The sequence below is a fragment of the Camelimonas sp. FR25 genome, from assembly GCF_059740505.1.
The window spans coordinates 111,491-127,141 of record NZ_JCAWFG010000091.1; the positions used below are offsets into that span (position 1 = coordinate 111,491).

Consider the following 15,651-nt stretch of genomic DNA (forward strand, 5'->3'; position numbering starts at 1 on the left):
GTGATTGCAGGACCAATTCCTGGCCCTTATGAACATGCAGGCGGTCCGCGACGCAGCATGCGTACGGGCCGCTGTCGCGACCGGGGCGCCGGTTGCGAGGCCACGCCTGACGCCGCCGGGCATCAGTTTGCGCTTAACGATCGACGCCGCACCGGCGTCGCCGCCGCGCAACTGGCCCGCACGGCCCGATTTGCGGAAAGACTCTCATGGCGCGCGACGTCTCCGATTCCACGCCCATCTCCTCCCGTGACGAGTTGGTCGGCTGGCTGGAAAGCGGACAGCGCCCGGCGGAGCAATGGCGGCTCGGCACCGAGCACGAGAAAATCCCGTTCTACGCTAAAGGTCACAGCCCCGTCCCTTATGCGGGCGAGGCTGGCATAAGGGCGCTGCTGGAGGGCCTCGCCGCCCGCACTGGCTGGGAGCCGATCCTCGAGGATGGCCACCCGATCGGCCTGTACAATGACCAGGGCGGCGCCATTTCGCTGGAGCCCGGCGGCCAGTTCGAATTATCCGGCGCGCCGCTGGCCACCCTGCATGAGACCGCCGCCGAACTCGACGCCCATCTCGCTGACGTCAAGGCGGTGGCCGCGCCGCTCGGCATAAGCTTCCTGACGCTGGGCATGAGCCCGCTGTGGACCCGGGCCGAAACCCCGGTGATGCCCAAGCAGCGCTACGACATCATGCGCCGCTACATGCCGAAGGTCGGTTCGCTCGGCCTCGACATGATGTTCCGCACCTCCACCGTGCAGGTGAACCTCGACTTCAGCTCCGAGGCCGACATGGTGAAGAAACTACGCGTGTCGCTGGCGTTGCAGCCGGTGGCGACGGCGCTGTTCGCCAATTCGCCCTTCACCGAAGGCAAGCCGAACGGCCTGCAGTCGATGCGCTCGCATATCTGGAGCGACACCGACGCCGACCGCACCGGCATGCTGGCCTTCGCCTTCGAAGATGGCATGGGTTTTCAGCGTTACGTCGATTATGCGCTTGATGTGCCGATGTATTTCGTCAAGCGCGGCGACACTTATATCGATGTGGCCGGCGCCTCGTTCCGCGATTTCCTCGATGGCCGGCTGGCGGCGCTGCCTGGCGAATCCGCCTCGCTGGCCGACTGGACCAACCATCTGTCGACTATCTTCCCAGAAGTGCGGCTGAAGCGGTTCCTGGAGATGCGCGGCGCCGACGTGGGCGATCGCGACATGATCGTGGCGCTGTCGGCGTTCTGGACCGGCCTGCTCTATGACGCCTCGGCGCTCGACGCGGCCTGGGAGCTGGTCCGGGGCTGGACGGCGGCGCAGCGCCAGCAATTGCGCGATGAGGTTCCGCGCCTCGGCCTTAAGACGCCGATCGCTGGCCGCGACATGCGCGCGCTCGCCGCTGAGGTGCTGGCGTTGTCAGCGCAGGGCCTCGCCCCCCGGGCTCACCAGGGCGTGGCGGGCGATGAGCGCATCTATCTGGCGCCGCTGCAGCAGATCATCGCAGAGGGCCGCAACAACGCCGAGCGCCTGCTGGCCAGCTATCACGGCGACTGGCGCGGCTCGGTGCTGCCTGCCTTCAGCCAATGCGTATTCTGAACCTCTTGGGCGAGAGGCGCGCCGGCGCTGCCGTGGACGTGGCGACGCGTCCCCGGCCATCAGCTGCGGCGCTGGCTGGCGGTGGTCGGCGTAAAGCCGCGCCGGTAACGCTTTCCCCTCGGGTTGGTTGATTCTACTGACGGCCTTTCGATGACATTGAGGTCAACGCCTCGCCTTGCGTCCGGCCTGGCCACAAAATCCCTTCATTCCGCCGCGCGATTTGCTCTAGCATGCAAGAGCGCCCCGTCACGCACGGGCGCGGGTCCGGGCGCGACGCCCGTTTGGGGCCGGCGGGGCTGACTTTTGTGAAGCGTCGGCACAGCCCGGCGCAGGAGACCCATATGCAGAACAAGCCTCAGGAAGGTCGCTTCCTCGAAAATCTCGGTGTGGTCGAGACCATCGAAAGCGACAATGTCGTGCGCTGGGACGGCGAGCGGCTGTATATGGAGTGCGACATCTACCACAACGGCCAGCTGGTGCATTCGCGCTACCGCAAGACCATCAGCAAGCCGGTGGCGCAGCATTTGTTGAGCCTGCTGCAGGACGTCATCCGCACCAATTGAGGTGAAAGCCGCGCTGCGGCACAGGCGCCAGCGCCCGCCGCCGCGCGCCCCCCGGGGCAAGGCCGCCGCTGCCTGCCAGGCCTCAACGACCTGGATCGCAGGATCGCGGCGAGTTCGTTTGCGCCTTACGGCAATTGATAGCCGGCCTCGGCGCACATGCGCTTCACCGCCTGCAGAGCCTCGTCATCGGTCGCCACCAGCGCCAGCTCGCCCGAGCGGATTTCCTTGCGCGCCGTGCGCACCGCCGCGAGGAACGGCTGGAAGCCAAGATATTGCCCATCAGCGTTCTTGGCGTTGAGGTAGCCGCAATATTGCCCCCTGCCCTTGCCGAAGGTCTGCATGTTGAGCGGCAGCCAGCGCCACTGCACGTTCGGCGGGTCATTGAGGCCCGGCGACAGCGCCGTCGCCAGCGCGGCTTTTTCTGATGCCAGCAGCTCGCGGGTCGGGGTTTCCGAGACAACGGTGTCGTCGACCACGAACACATCGGTGGCGTCCTGCATGAAGGCCATGGCGGCGATGCCGGCGACGAACAGCGCCGTCGCGGCGCCCATCAAAATCTTCTTGTTGTTGAGCGCCATGAAGCTGTTCCGCAGATTAGAAGGCAGACGACGTGAGGACCTGAAGCCCTGCCTCGCAGGGCCACGCGACAGGAGGTGATCCCGCCAGTGCCGCGGCCATCAGCCGTAGCCTTCGGCAAGCATCAGGGCCTGGGGAAGGTCCGGTCCAGACCTTCCTGCTCTAGTAGCTGGGGCCACGCCGCGCAAGCGCCACGGCCGCGCCAGAGTCTCAGCGCCGTCAGAGCCTGGGCCTTGCCCAACGACGCGCGAGACGCATCAGCCGTCGCCCGGCGCGCGCGCCGTTGCGACGGGCTGACGGAACCTGGTTCAGACCGCGAAGCGCCCAACGATGGCGTCGCGATCGGCCGTGCTGACGCCGAGGTGGCGCAGATAGCCGTCGACCGAGCCATATTCGTCATTGAGCGAGTTCAGCGCGATTTCCAGGTGGTGACCGGCGACGCCGAGGAAGGCGTGCACCGCCTCATCTGGCACCGGGCGGCCGAGCGCTTCTGACAGGGTCTGCTGCACCTGCTGGCGCCGCGCTTCGGTCATCGTCAGCTCATTGGTCAGCAGATAATCCGCCACCACATCATCCTGATGCACGCCGAGAATGGTGTGAATGAGCGCCACCAGCAGACCCGTGCGGTCCTTGCCTGCCGCGCAATGCACCAGCACGCCGCCATCGAGTTGCGGCAACGCCTTCAGCGCCCGCGCAAACAGGTCCTGATGCCGCTCTTCATGCAGCGCCTTGCTGTAATAGCCCTGCAGATAGGTCTCGATCGACGCCGGCGTCACATCGGTGCGGCGCAGGAAGGTGAGATGCGGCGTTTCGCTCTCGTCGCCCAGATCATTGTCGATCACCGCGCCGGCCCAATTGGGCGGGCGACGCGACGGCTGGTTGTTGCGCTCGGTCGGCCGGCGCAGATCGACGACCAGGCCCAGATTGAGCGCCGCCATGCGCTGCAGATCGGCGTCGGTGGCGAGATGCTGGTGCGCCGCCCGAAACAGCCGGCCGGTGACGACGCGACCGCCGTTCAGCGTGGCGTAGCCGCCAAAATCCCGGAAATTGGTGATCGCATCATAGGGATGCACCCGGTTCCAGGCCTGCGCCTGATCGCCCTCAGCCATGCTGTCCTCTCGTTTCCTGCATTGCGACCCGGTTTATCCAGGCCATCGATTATAGCCGCGGCGATGAACGCCTTGCGACATGGCGCGAAGGTCGCGCCCGTTGCGCCGCATAAGGCGGCGTGCGACGTCGCCCCCTGGCGCGCGCATCAGCAATCATGGTCTCGACCATCAATGCCTTGCTCATAACGCCTTCTACATGGCTGCCTCCATCCGGCCAAGCATAAGGCCCTGATTGGCGAGACGATACAATTTGGCGCCCCAGTATGGTGATGCAGCCTTGCCATGACGGCGGACGCAGCGCCGTTCGGGGCGGCGCCCCCTGGAAGTCAGCTCCTGGGAGGCAGCGCATTGAGCCACATCGAGGCCGACACGTCGCACTGCTCGCGGCCCCGCGACAGGGCGCCCCATCCGCCGCAGCTTGCGCCAGCGCACATGCCGCGCAGGCTGCGTGGCGGATAGTGCAACCACGATCGCAGGCCAGATTCATTTGGGCGCCTCGTGCGTCGCCTGATGTGACAGGCGCAGGCGCGAGGTCGTATCAGGGAGCTTTATTATGAAGGTCGCCCTCATTGGCGCCACCGGCGCCGTCGGCTCGCGTTTGCTGGCTGAGCTCACAGCGCGTGGCCACCATGTCACCGCCATCGCCCGCGGCGCCGGCGCCATCGCCGCCAGCCCGTTGGTCACGCCGCGAAAGGCGGATGTGTTCAATGAGGCGGAGCTGACCGCCGCCCTCGCCGGCCATGACGCGGTGATCAGCGCGGTGTGGTTCAGCGCCTCTGATCCGGCGCTGCTCATCCGCGCCGTGCGCAATGCAGGCGTCGGGCGCTATCTGGTGGTCGGCGGCGCTGGTAGCCTTGAGGTCGCGCCTGGCGCTACGTCCGGCGCGGAACGCCAGGGCGGCGACCGGCCTGGTGTGAGCGGACCAGGCGCTGGCCTGCGCCTTTACGACACCGACCAGTTTCCCGAGGCGTGGAAGCCTGAGGCCCGCGCCGGCGGGGCCTTTCTGGAGCTGCTGCGCCAGACAACCGACCTCGACTGGACCTTCCCGTCGCCCTCGGCGATGCTGGAGCCAGGCGTCCGCACCGGAACATTCCGGCTGGGCGGCGACCATTTGCTGACCGACGATGACGGCAAGTCGCATATTTCGCTGGAAGACTACGCCGTGGCCATGGTCGACGAGCTGGAGCGACCGGCCCACAGCCGCCGCAGATTTACCGTCGGCTACTGATAGGGACCAGCAGACGCACGCCTGGTATTGTAATTTGCAAAGCGAAACGCCGCGCCAGGGGCGCGGCGGCTGACAGGCAGCGGTCTCAAATCAGGTCGCGAAGATGCTGGCCCATCCGCGACCTGACACGCGCTCACTTTGCCCTGCGTTAGCTATCGCTTGCTGAGGCAAGCCTATAGGGCGGTGCCGTGACCTCGCGGCTCAGCCCTTCAGGCGCTTGTTGCAGACGCTGTAATAGCCGCCGCCCTTCTGGATCCATTTCAGGCCGCCATTGGCGTTGCTGGCCTTGTTGGCGTTGTACTGGTCGAGGCATGTGTACATGCGCTGCTTCGCCGGCTTTTCCTTGGCGTATTTGGCCGCGAGGGCGCGCGGGAAAACCGCCGAGCCAGCTGCGGCAGGCGCGGGCTGGGAGGTCGCCCGGGAGGATGGCGCCGCCTGGCCGGCAGAGGCCGCCTGGCTGGCAGGGGCTGCCTGGCTGGCAGGGGCTGCCGAGCCGGAAGGCGCCGCCTGGGTCGCGGGCGCGGCGCCCTGGCGCGCGGCGGGCGCGGTGGCGGCTGTGGCGTCGCCACACTGGGTCTTGCGGAAATCGTTCCACTTCATGGCGCCGAGCGTTCCGGCGGCCTGGGCGGCTTTATATTTGGCGCTGCATTCCTGCATGGTCAAAGCCTGCGCCTGCGACGGGGCCAGCAGCGCCGCCCCAAGCGCCGTGAGGGCGCCAAGACCAGCGGCCAGCGCCAGCCGGCGCAGCAGCTGCATGCGTACGGCCTGCGGGTCCCGGGTAACCGCCACGGCGACTGCGCGCGCCCGCGCACGGCGGGCGGACATGGCGGCATGGGCGGACAGTGCAGCGTGGTTGGTGTGGTGAGCCATCAGTCCGATCCCCAATAAATGATCACGCCAGCCCCATCCTCACAGGGGCCAAACCCTGGGTGTCAGCCGGCGTCACAATGCCGGGTCGCGACCGGCGCCGCTTACGGCGCCGCTTTCCCGGAACCATAGCGCGTTCCGACGCGCGCCACGCGGCTTGCGCGGCCCAGAACTGACGCGCTTGCGCCATGCGCCCCGGCCAGCGCGCCAGCAGCTGTGGCGCCTGGCTCATGATTGGCCGGGCGCGCGCCGAGAGCAACTCCTGCACCGCACAATTAATAGGTGATTTACCGTATTGTGACCCAGCAATTGGTCGACTGGCGCCGCATCGGACCAATCGCAAGTCTCGCCAGGCGCGCCCGCGGGCCAGACGCAACCCCGGCGAGGCGCAAACACCGCCAGCCGCAAGTCAGGCCAGGCGCAAGTTCGGCCAGGCGCAAGTCGGGCCCAAGCTCAAGTGGGGGCCAAACCCGCACCAGTCGCGCGCAAGTCGTGGCTGCTGGCGCCAAGCCGCCCCCCCCAGCGTCCCAGCGTCCGCCTGGCTCACGACGGCGTGCGCCGCGCACCTCACCCCCCCTGCCGGAGGCCCACAGCGCGCCGACCACAGAGCACCCGAATAATCAACACGTCGATATCACAGCAAATATAATAGGCACATTCAAGCGAATAAAGCGGTATTTGAAGACCTGGAACAGATTACTTGCACCTGTCTTAAAAACAGAACGCGCACTGTATTAACCAGATGTTTATTATTCTGGATCGTCAAGGCTGAATTGTTCCGCCTGCTCATCATAAGAGAACAATTCAGCGTAACGCCCCCAGGCGACTGTGGTGTTCAGGGTCTGGTCGGCGTAACTCTCCGACATCGCCGCTTCCAGTTCCTGGCGGAAGCGGGCGGCGGGCAGCGGGCTGTCGGGGCGCTGCGTCAGCTCCTCATGGATGCGGCGCAACAGCGGCACATGCAGCAACAATTGCTCGGCGAACAGCTCCTTGCGCTGGTCGGTCTCCATGCTGGCGAAGGCGAAGCCAGCGTCGGTGAGATGCAGGTCGCCGTCGCGCATGTCAGCGAAGCCGAGCAATTGCAGCGCCTCGCCCAATTGCACCATCTCGTCGGCTTCCAGCTGGTGATCGCGCGCCAGTTCGGGCAGGTCGGCGCGGCCGTTCCACGGCTCGCCCGCCAGCGCCTCCATCAAGCCGGCCATGATATTGGTGGAGACCGGCTGCAGCGCCAGCACGTCGGCGGCGGCGGCCTCGCCCGACAGCGCCGCCTGGGAACGCCGGGTCATGCGGGCGTAGACGTCGTCCACCACCTTGCGGAAGCGCGGGTCCTGGCGGTTGCGCGGATGCGGCAGGGTGATGCGCACCTGGGCGGCCACCCGGCCAGGATTGGAGGAGAACACAAGGATGCGGTCGCACAACAGCACCGCTTCCTCGATATTGTGGGTGACAATCAGCGCTGCGCCGATCGGCAGACGGTCCTCCATCCACAGATCGACCAGATCGGTGCGCAAGGTCTCGGCGGTCAGAACGTCGAGGGCCGAGAACGGCTCATCCATCAGCAGCACGTCGGGGTGCATCACCAGGGCGCGGGCGAAGCCGACGCGCTGGCGCATGCCGCCAGACAGCTCGCGCGGATAGGCGTTCTCAAATCCATCGAGGCCAATCAGATCGATGGCCTGCAGGGCGCGGCGGCGGCGCTCGGGCGCGTCGACCTGCAGCGCCTCAAGCCCCAGCTCGACGTTTTCCTGCACGGTGAGCCAGGGGAACAGCGCAAAGCTCTGGAACACCATCGAGACGCCGCGCGGCGGGCCATCGACCAGCGCGCCGCGAAACAGCACCTCGCCGGATGTGGGCGGCAACAGGCCGGCGGCGATGCGCAACAGGGTCGACTTGCCCGAGCCGGAGCGCCCGAGCAGGCCGATGATCTCCCCCTGGCGCACGTCGAGATTGACGCCGTCGAGCACCGCCAGCGCCTCGCCGGAAGCCTTGGCGAAGTCGCGCTTGACGTTGCGCACCTCGAGCAGCAGCGGCCGGCCCGTGCGATCTCTCTGCGGCCATTCCGTATCGCGCGCCATGCACCCTGTCTCCGTTTGCACCCCGCCTGGGGCCGCTCGGGCGAGAAAACGCCTCACTTCACATCGCCAGCGCCGCTCTGGCCAACTGGCGCTCGCACAAAAGCCGCTATCACAGGCGGAACCTGCGCTCGCTCCACGCCCGCAACGGCAGCCAGACGGCGCGATTGAGGGCGAGCACGAACAGCGACATCACCGTCACCCCCAACACTACCCTGGGCAAATCACCCGCCATCGAGGCCTGGGCGATATAGGCGCCGAGCCCATTGGCGGTGAGCGTCACGTCGCCCCATTGCGCTACTTCGGCGATGATCGAGGCGTTCCACGCCCCGCCCGCCGCCGTCAGCGCGCCGGTGAGATAATAGGGCATCACCCCCGGCAGGATCAGCGTGCGCCAGCGCAAGGCGCCACGCAGGCGCAAGGAGCGCCCGGCCTCGCGCAGGTCGCCCGGAATGGCGCTGGCCCCGGCGATGACGTTGAACAGGATGTACCATTGCGCGCCGAGCGCCATCAGCAGCGTCAACCAGATATCCGGATTGCCCCGCCACATGACGATGGCGGCGACCACCACCGGAAACAGCAGATTGGCCGGGAACGCCGCCACAAATTGCACCAGCGGCTGCATGCGCGCGGCGAGCGCCGGCCGCAGGCCGATCCACACGCCGACAGGCGTCCAGATCAGGCTGGCGACGATGACGATGATGACGACGCGCAGGAAGGTCATGAAACCGAGGCGCAGCGCCTCGACGAAATCGCCTGGATTGAGCGAGGCGCGGACAAAGCTGGCGATCAGCCACACGCCGCCCAGCGCCGCCAGCGCCAGAACAAGGCGCCAGGCGATGTCGAGCGCCCGCTCCGCCAGCTTCGGCAGACGCAATGACATGGGCCGCGCCGGGCCGCGATCGAAGCGGAACTGACCGAGGCGGCGCAAGACATCGCTGACCGGCTCCACCATGGCCCGCAGCACGCGGGTGCGCCGGAACAAATTGAGCAGCCACGCCTCAGGCGCCTGGGTCTCCTCACCTTCGCCAGTCATGCGGAACTTGTCCGCCCACGCCATCAGCGGCCGGAACAGCGCCTGGTCGTAGATCAGGATCACCACCACCATGGTGAGGGCGGCGTAGCCGACCGCCGCAAGATCGCTCTGGTCGATGGCGGTGGCGAGATAGGAGCCGACGCCTGGCAGCAGAATGTGCTGGTCGCCCACCGTCAGCGCCTCGGCGGCGACGATGAAGAACCAGCCGCCCGACATGGACATCATCATGTTCCAGACGAGGCCAGGCATGGAGAAGGGCACCGTCAGCCGCCAGAACCGCTGCCACGCCGACAATTGCAGGCTGCGCGCCGCCTCCTCCAGGTCGCGGGGCGTGCTGCGCGCCGATTGCAGGAAGCTGAGCGCCATATTCCAGGCCTGGCTGGTGAAAATGGCGAAGATCGCCGCCAGCTCGGCGCCGAGGATCTGGCCGGGAAACAGGCCAAGGAAAAACGTGATGGTGAAGGTGAGGAAGCCCAGCACCGGCACGGATTGCAGGATATCGACCGCCGGCTCCAGCACCTGCGACAGCCGCCTGCTGCGCAGACACAGCGCGCCAAACGCGAATGTGAACGCCAGCGACGCCGCCAGCGCGGCCAGCATGCGCAGGGTGGTGCGCAAGGCGTAATAGGGCAGATGCGCCGGATCAGTGGTGATCGGCGGCGAGCGCAGCGCCTCCAGCGGCGCCGCAGCGTCGCGCGCGCCGACGCTGACGCCGACCATGATCGCCACAAGCAGGCCAAACGCCGCCACATCCCACAGATTGGGCAGCCAGCGACGCCCCTGTGGCGGAAGCGTAATCATCGGACGGGAACCTGCGCGCGCATTGGCAAGGAGACTGGCAAGGAGACTGGCGAGAAGACTGGCGAGTTAGCCGGCAAGGAGACTGGCAAGGAACTTGGCAAGAGATCTGGCAAGGAGACTGGCAAGAGACCTGACGAGAAGCCCGACAGGCACACCGACGGCCATGCTGGCCGTACGGCTGGCCGACTGGTTGACCAGGTGGCTGGCAAAGAAACTGGCGAAGAAACTGGCACGTTGAACAGCCCTGGAAGGCAGCGGTCGGGCGACGCCTCCCGTCCATAAAGCAGCTTCGCAACGGTTTTACCACATTCGCGACGGCCAATCCCGGCGCCGCCGTCGTGATTTGGGCAGGGAATCCTCGCAAGCGTCGCCCCCTTGCGGAATGGGCTCACGCCGCCCCACGCCATTGATTTGCCAGCTGGGCGCGCCCATGCTGACCGCCTGCATCCTGGGAGAGGCCTGCCTGACCGGCTGGTCTGCGCATTTTGCTCGAACTGATCATCGTTCTGCTGCTGATCGTGCTCAACGGCCTGTTCGCTTTGTCTGAGCTGGCGATCGTGTCGTCGCGCCCCTCGCGCCTGCGGGTGATGGCCGATCAGGGCCGTAGCGGCGCCGCCGCCGCCATCGCCTTGTCGGAAGAGCCTGGCCGGTTCTTGCCGACCGTGCAGATTGGCATCACCCTCATCGGCATCCTCGCCGGCGCCATCTCCGGCGCGGCGCTGGGCGACCAGATGGCCGCCGCCCTCGTCGACTGGGGGCTGACGCCGCGCGCCGCCGGAGCCGTCGGCTACGGCGTGGTGGTGACGATCATTACCCTGCTGTCGGTGATCATTGGCGAGCTGACGCCCAAGCAATTGGCCCTGCGCAATCCCGAGCCGATCGCCTGCGTCATGGCGCCGTGGATGGCGCGTCTGTCGCGGGCCACCGCGCCATTGGTGTGGCTGCTCGACGTGAGCACGCGCGGCGTGATGTGGCTGCTTGGGGCGCGCGGCCAGAGCGGCGCCACCATCAGCGACGAGGAGATTCGTTCGATCGTCGCCGAAGCCAGCACGACGGGGGTGATCGAAAAGGCGGAGCACCGGATGATCGGCGCCGTATTGCGGCTTGGCGACCGCTCGGTGCGCGGGGTGATGACGCCGCGCCGCGAGGTGGAGACGATCAATGTCCAGGATGATCCCGCGCTGATTTACCACCAGATCGCCGCCAGCAGCCATTCGCGTTTTCCGGTGATCGACGGCGATCCGGATAATGTCATCGGCATTGTGGTGGCGCGCGATCTGGTGCGCGGCGCCCGCGCCGGCCTGCCGCCTGACATTCGCGGCCATCTGCGCGCTGCGCCGGTGGCCCCCGATACGCTGGGCGCCCTTGAAGCCATCGCCCTGCTGCAGGCGTCGCCGACGCCGATGGCCTTGGTGCACGACGAATATGGGCACTTCGAGGGGGTGGTGACGCCAGCCGACGTGCTGGAGGCCATCGCCGGGGCCATCGACATCGATCATGTCAGCAATGACGAGGACGCGGTGGCGCGCGCCGACGGCTCCTGGCTGCTCGCCGGCGCCATGCATGTCGACGAGATGGCGGATCTGCTTGGCCTGACGCTCGACGACGATCGCGACTATGACACCGTGGCCGGCCTGGTCATCGACGCCATGCGCCGACTGCCCCATACCGGAGAGGCCGTGGACATCGGCGACTGGCGGCTGGAGGTGGTCGATATGGATGGCTTCCGCGTCGACAAGGTGCTGGCCCAGCGCCGCGACAGCTGAGCCCAGGCCACTACGTCGTGCGAGGTGATTCGCGGCGCCGAACTGGCGTCGGGAGCGCGATCAACGCCTGCTGGCGAAGAAATCGCGCAGCAGGCGCGCCGCCTCGGTTTCCGCAAGGCCGCCATAGACCTCTGGCGCGTGATGACAGGTGGGTGAGGCGTATAGGCGCACGCCGCTGTCCACCGCCCCGCCCTTGGGGTCGGCGGCGCCATAATACAGCCGGCGAATACGGGCGAAGGAGATGGCGGCGGCGCACATCGGACAGGGCTCAAGCGTGACGTAAAGATCGCATTCGAGCAGGCGTTCATTGCCCAAAATCCGGCCGGCCTCGCGGATCGCAAGGATTTCAGCATGGGCGGTGGGGTCAGAGAGCTGGCGCGGACGGTTGCCGGCGCGGGCGATCACCGCGCCTTTATGGGTCACCACGGCGCCGATGGGGATCTCGCCGCGCGCCGCTGCGGCTCGCGCTTCATCCAGCGCCAGGTCCATAATCGAGGCGCGGGGGCGTCCGGCGGCGTCGCCGGTAGAGCCATTATCCTGCATGGTTGTCCTCGCTAAGCAGCCCACGCTCTGCTATCACGCCGCAATGACGGACAAAACGGATAACAGGCGCCCGCCCCGCTCGGGACGCGGCGGCAATGGCCAGGGCGGCGATGGCCGTAACGGCGGTGAGCGCGGCTTTTCCGGTCGCGGCGGCAAGCCGGGCGGCGGCTTCAAGGCTGGCGGCTTCAAGACTGGCGGCTTCAAGGGCGATCGCTTCCAGGGCGACAAGCCGCGCGGCGAGCGCCCGGCCAATCGCGACTTTGCGGCGCGTGACGCTGGCGGTCGCGATGCGGGCAGCCGTGGCTTTGGCGAACGCGCTTTTGGCGAACGCGGTGATCGCGCACGCCCTTCCCGTGATTTCGCGCCGCGTGGCGGCGGAGCTGGTCGGGACTTTGCGCCGCGTGGCGGCGGAAGTGCTCGCGAATTTGCGCCGCGTAGCGGCGCAGGTGGGCGCGATTTCGCCCCGCGCGGCGGCGACAATCGTGGCTTTGGCGGCCGCGATGGCGGCCCGCGCCAGGAGCGCGGCTTCGACCGGCCCCAGCGCCAGCAGGAGCGTTTTTCCGGCCCTGACCGTAGCAATGAGCGTCCGTGGGAGAGCCGCGAGGCGCGCAGGCCGTCAGGCCCGCGCCCTGAAGGACGTGGCCAGCGGTTTGAGCGCCCGCGCGGCGATCGCCCCGACGACGCCCGTCCCCGCAGCAATTTTGGCCCCCGGGCTGGCGCGCCGCGCGCCGACGCTGGCCGCTATGGCGACGCCCGCCCGGCGTTTGGCGGTCGCGAGCGGCCGCAGGGTGGCCGTGGCTCCTATGGCGACCGCAGTGGCCAGGGGATGGGCCAGGCGGGTGGGCAAGGATTTGGTCGTGGTCCGGGCGAGCGCTTCGGCGGCCGCGCCGAGGGCGGCCGGTTCGAGCGCAGCGGACCCGACCGCAACCGCGCCAGGCCGCAGACTGAGCGCGTCGAGCGCGCCGATGGCCGCGAGCGTCTGGCCAAGGTGATGGCCCGCGCTGGCGTCGCCTCGCGTCGCGACGCCGAACAGATCATCGAAGCCGGCCGCGTCAGCGTCAATGGCGCGCTGATCACCTCCCCGGCGATCAATGTCGGCCCGCAGGACAAGGTGCTGATCGACGGCAAGCCCATGCCGGCGCGCGAGCGCACCCGCCTGTGGCTGTACAACAAGCCGGCGGGCCTCGTGACCACCCAGTTCGACCCGGAAGGTCGTCCGACGGTGTTCGAGCACCTGCCGGGGGCGCTGCCGCATGTGATTTCGGTGGGTCGCCTCGACATCAACACCGAGGGCCTGCTGCTGCTGACCAATGACGGCGGCCTCGCGCGTGTGCTGTCGCATCCCGAGACTGGCTGGCTGCGTCGCTATCGCGTGCGCGCCTATGGCTCGGTGACCCCGGACGCGCTTGCGGCGCTGGAAGATGGCGTCACCATCGACGGCGTACATTACGGCCCGGTGCAGGCGCAGATCCAGCGCCAGCAGGGTCACAATGTCTGGCTGATGCTCGGCCTGCGTGAGGGCAAGAACCGCGAGGTCAAGCGCATCCTCGAGCATCTCGGCCTGCGCGTGAACCGGCTGATCCGCATTTCCTTCGGCCCGTTCCAGCTGGGTGACCTTGAGGAAGGGGCGGCCGATGAGGTGCGCCTCGCCGTGCTGCGCGCCCAGCTTGGCGACGATCTGGCCCGCCGCGCTGGCGCCGACTTCGAGTCGCCCGCCCATGAGCGCGATCCGGACGAAGGCCGGCCAGTTTCGCTGCTGCCGCCGCGTATTCCGCATCGCCTGCCAGAGGAAGAGGTGGTCGATCCGTCCTTCGATGACGGCGTCGACGAGGAATTCCGCGAGGCGCTCAAGGGCAAGCCGTGGAAGGACGACACCGCCTTCGAACACGATGATGGGCGTTTTGACCCAGGCGGTCGCCGCCCGGCCCCTTCGGCTGAGGACGCGCCCATCTCTGGCCGCGCCGCGCCGACAGGTCCACGCGCTACGCCTGACCCGTGGCGTCCCGGTGAAAACGATCCGCCTCCGGCCCGGGCCGTCGGCTCGCGCCTTGGCCTGAAGCGCAGCACCTGGCGCGACGCCGACACGGAAGCGTCGCGCAACACCGGCTCGCGCAAGCCGCGCCGCGGCGATGATCCGCTGGCGGCCCGCGCCGAGAGCGGCCAGCGCGCCCATGTCCGCGCCGGCGCCGTCTCCAGCCCTGGCGGTCGCCGGGTGCTGGTGGAGAAAGTGGTGCGCGAGCAGCGCCAGGAGCTGCAGGTGCGTGGCGAACGCAGCCGCGACGACCGCCGCGAGGCTGGCGGAGGGCGCGGGTTTGGCGACAAGCGCGGGTTTGGCGACAAGCGGGGCTTCGGCGACCGCAGCGCAGGCGGCGGGCGCGGCTTTGGCGACAGGTCGTTCGGTGACCGTCCGGCAGGCGGCCGCTCCTTCGGCGACAGGCCGGATTCGGGCAAGTCGTTCGGGGGCAAGCCTTTCGGAGGCAAGTCTTTCGGGGGCAAACCGTTTGGCGGCAAACCGGCAGATGGCCGGCCCACCGGAGGCCGGCCTGCTGGCGGCAAGCCCTTTGGCGGCAAACCCTTCGGCGCCAAGCCTGGCGGTCGCGGCGGCCCGCGGCGCTAGGCCGGGGCCAGCCCTTCGCTGTTGATTGAGTTGGCGTGACGCCCGGACCATGGTTCCGGGCGTTGTCGCGCGGCGGCGCGCGCCTTAGCGGCGCGCGCCATGAGTATTTGGCTGGTCGATGATCTGGCGCCGCGTGATCGGATCGCCCCACGGCCGCCTGTTGCCCCAATGGAGAGCGCCCGGTGAGGATCGTCGCAGGCAAGTTCAAGGGACGCGCGTTGTCGTCGCCAAAGACCAATGCGGTGCGGCCAACGTCGGATCGTCTGCGCGAGGCGGTGTTCAACGTGCTCAGCCACGCCTATGACGATCCGCTGCGTGACGCTCGCGTGCTCGATCTGTTCGCCGGCACCGGGGCGCTGGCCATCGAGGCGCTGTCACGCGGCGCGGCCTTCGCGCTGTTCGTCGATGAATCGGCTGAGGCGCGCGGCCTGATCCGCGCCAATATGGATACGCTCGGCCTTGGTGGAACCAGCCGGCTGTTCCGCCGCGACGCCACCAGGCTCGGCCCGATCAGCGGCATGGCGCCCTTCTCTGTGGTGTTCTGCGACCCGCCCTATGGCAAGGGTCTGGCGGAACAGGCTCTCGCCAGCGCCCTCGCCGGCGGCTGGCTGACGGCGGATGCGCTGCTGGTGGTGGAGGAAGCCTCCGACGCCAATTTCGCCTGGCCCACCGGCTTCACCGAATTCGAGCGCCGGAGCTATGGCGAGACCACGGTGTATTTCGGCGGCCTTAGCGTGAGCTGATCCGCGACTGGCGGCTGGCGGCTGGCGGCTGGCGGCTGGCGGCTGGCGGCTGGCGGCTGGCGGCGCAGAAAAAACGCGTGGATGCCCGTGACAAGCACGGGCATGACGGCGAGAGGGGGGCGCATGCCGCTCTCCACCTCACCACCGTCATGGTCGGGC

The 15,651-nt window shown here is 68.0% G+C and carries 12 protein-coding genes; 6 read left to right on the forward strand and 6 right to left on the reverse strand.

Features of this window, described 5'->3' with window-relative positions; translation table 11 throughout:
• Window positions 1–206: 206 nt before the first annotated feature.
• A complete protein-coding gene (locus AC6A67_RS13260; protein WP_498037023.1) occupies window positions 207–1,571 on the forward strand; it encodes a glutamate--cysteine ligase in 1,365 nt (454 codons plus the stop codon).
• Between the two features lie 341 nt (window positions 1,572–1,912).
• Window positions 1,913–2,134, forward strand: a complete 222-nt coding sequence (locus AC6A67_RS13265; protein WP_498037024.1) for a hypothetical protein — start codon at window positions 1,913–1,915, stop codon at window positions 2,132–2,134.
• A gap of 125 nt (window positions 2,135–2,259) precedes the next feature.
• On the opposite strand, the gene AC6A67_RS13270 is transcribed toward AC6A67_RS13265, so the two are convergent.
• On the reverse strand, window positions 2,260–2,712 hold the full coding sequence (locus AC6A67_RS13270) for a hypothetical protein (RefSeq protein ID WP_498037025.1): 453 nt from the start codon (window positions 2,710–2,712) through the stop codon (window positions 2,260–2,262).
• Between the two features lie 306 nt (window positions 2,713–3,018).
• On the reverse strand, window positions 3,019–3,819 hold the full coding sequence (locus AC6A67_RS13275; protein WP_498037026.1) for a tyrosine-protein phosphatase: 801 nt from the start codon (window positions 3,817–3,819) through the stop codon (window positions 3,019–3,021).
• Between the two features lie 553 nt (window positions 3,820–4,372).
• Between AC6A67_RS13275 and AC6A67_RS13280 the strand changes: the two genes are divergently transcribed.
• Window positions 4,373–5,047 (forward strand): NAD(P)-dependent oxidoreductase, encoded by a 675-nt coding sequence (locus AC6A67_RS13280; protein ID WP_498037027.1) that lies wholly within the window; start codon window positions 4,373–4,375, stop codon window positions 5,045–5,047.
• A 201-nt stretch (window positions 5,048–5,248) separates the two neighbouring features.
• Here the strand turns inward: AC6A67_RS13280 and AC6A67_RS13285 are convergent, their stop codons facing one another.
• From AC6A67_RS13285 to AC6A67_RS13295, 3 genes are all read right to left on the reverse strand, one after another.
• Complete coding sequence (locus tag AC6A67_RS13285; protein WP_498037080.1) at window positions 5,249–5,803, reverse strand: hypothetical protein; 555 nt, start codon at window positions 5,801–5,803, stop codon at window positions 5,249–5,251.
• Window positions 5,804–6,663: 860 nt separating this feature from the next.
• Complete coding sequence (locus tag AC6A67_RS13290) at window positions 6,664–7,989, reverse strand: ABC transporter ATP-binding protein (protein ID WP_498037028.1); 1,326 nt, start codon at window positions 7,987–7,989, stop codon at window positions 6,664–6,666.
• 109 nt (window positions 7,990–8,098) lie between these two features.
• The gene (locus AC6A67_RS13295; RefSeq protein ID WP_498037029.1) at window positions 8,099–9,823 is read right to left on the reverse strand and encodes an ABC transporter permease; all 1,725 of its coding nucleotides are present in this window, start codon (window positions 9,821–9,823) and stop codon (window positions 8,099–8,101) included.
• A gap of 485 nt (window positions 9,824–10,308) precedes the next feature.
• Between AC6A67_RS13295 and AC6A67_RS13300 the strand changes: the two genes are divergently transcribed.
• Window positions 10,309–11,589, forward strand: a complete 1,281-nt coding sequence (locus tag AC6A67_RS13300) for a hemolysin family protein (protein ID WP_498037030.1) — start codon at window positions 10,309–10,311, stop codon at window positions 11,587–11,589.
• Between the two features lie 60 nt (window positions 11,590–11,649).
• Here the strand turns inward: AC6A67_RS13300 and AC6A67_RS13305 are convergent, their stop codons facing one another.
• Window positions 11,650–12,132, reverse strand: a complete 483-nt coding sequence (locus AC6A67_RS13305) for a nucleoside deaminase (protein ID WP_498037031.1) — start codon at window positions 12,130–12,132, stop codon at window positions 11,650–11,652.
• Window positions 12,133–12,175: 43 nt separating this feature from the next.
• On the opposite strand from AC6A67_RS13305, the gene AC6A67_RS13310 reads away from it, so the two are divergent.
• On the forward strand, window positions 12,176–14,749 hold the full coding sequence (locus tag AC6A67_RS13310; RefSeq protein ID WP_498037032.1) for a pseudouridine synthase: 2,574 nt from the start codon (window positions 12,176–12,178) through the stop codon (window positions 14,747–14,749).
• Between the two features lie 182 nt (window positions 14,750–14,931).
• Window positions 14,932–15,492, forward strand: a complete 561-nt coding sequence (gene rsmD / locus AC6A67_RS13315; RefSeq protein ID WP_498037033.1) for a 16S rRNA (guanine(966)-N(2))-methyltransferase RsmD — start codon at window positions 14,932–14,934, stop codon at window positions 15,490–15,492.
• Window positions 15,493–15,651 lie beyond the last annotated feature (159 nt).

What these genes read in the sequence shown, in the direction of transcription:
- AC6A67_RS13260 (WP_498037023.1), top strand. Translation starts at nt 207, where the DNA reads ATGGCGCGCGACGTCTCCGATTCCACGCCCATCTCCTCCCGTGACGAG.
- AC6A67_RS13265 (WP_498037024.1), top strand. Translation starts at nt 1,913, where the DNA reads ATGCAGAACAAGCCTCAGGAAGGTCGCTTCCTCGAAAATCTCGGTGTG.
- AC6A67_RS13270 (WP_498037025.1), bottom strand. Translation starts at nt 2,712, where the DNA reads ATGGCGCTCAACAACAAGAAGATTTTGATGGGCGCCGCGACGGCGCTG.
- AC6A67_RS13275 (WP_498037026.1), bottom strand. Translation starts at nt 3,819, where the DNA reads ATGGCTGAGGGCGATCAGGCGCAGGCCTGGAACCGGGTGCATCCCTAT.
- AC6A67_RS13280 (WP_498037027.1), top strand. Translation starts at nt 4,373, where the DNA reads ATGAAGGTCGCCCTCATTGGCGCCACCGGCGCCGTCGGCTCGCGTTTG.
- AC6A67_RS13285 (WP_498037080.1), bottom strand. Translation starts at nt 5,803, where the DNA reads ATGCAGCTGCTGCGCCGGCTGGCGCTGGCCGCTGGTCTTGGCGCCCTC.
- AC6A67_RS13290 (WP_498037028.1), bottom strand. Translation starts at nt 7,989, where the DNA reads ATGGCGCGCGATACGGAATGGCCGCAGAGAGATCGCACGGGCCGGCCG.
- AC6A67_RS13295 (WP_498037029.1), bottom strand. Translation starts at nt 9,823, where the DNA reads ATGATTACGCTTCCGCCACAGGGGCGTCGCTGGCTGCCCAATCTGTGG.
- AC6A67_RS13305 (WP_498037031.1), bottom strand. Translation starts at nt 12,132, where the DNA reads ATGCAGGATAATGGCTCTACCGGCGACGCCGCCGGACGCCCCCGCGCC.
- AC6A67_RS13310 (WP_498037032.1), top strand. Translation starts at nt 12,176, where the DNA reads ATGACGGACAAAACGGATAACAGGCGCCCGCCCCGCTCGGGACGCGGC.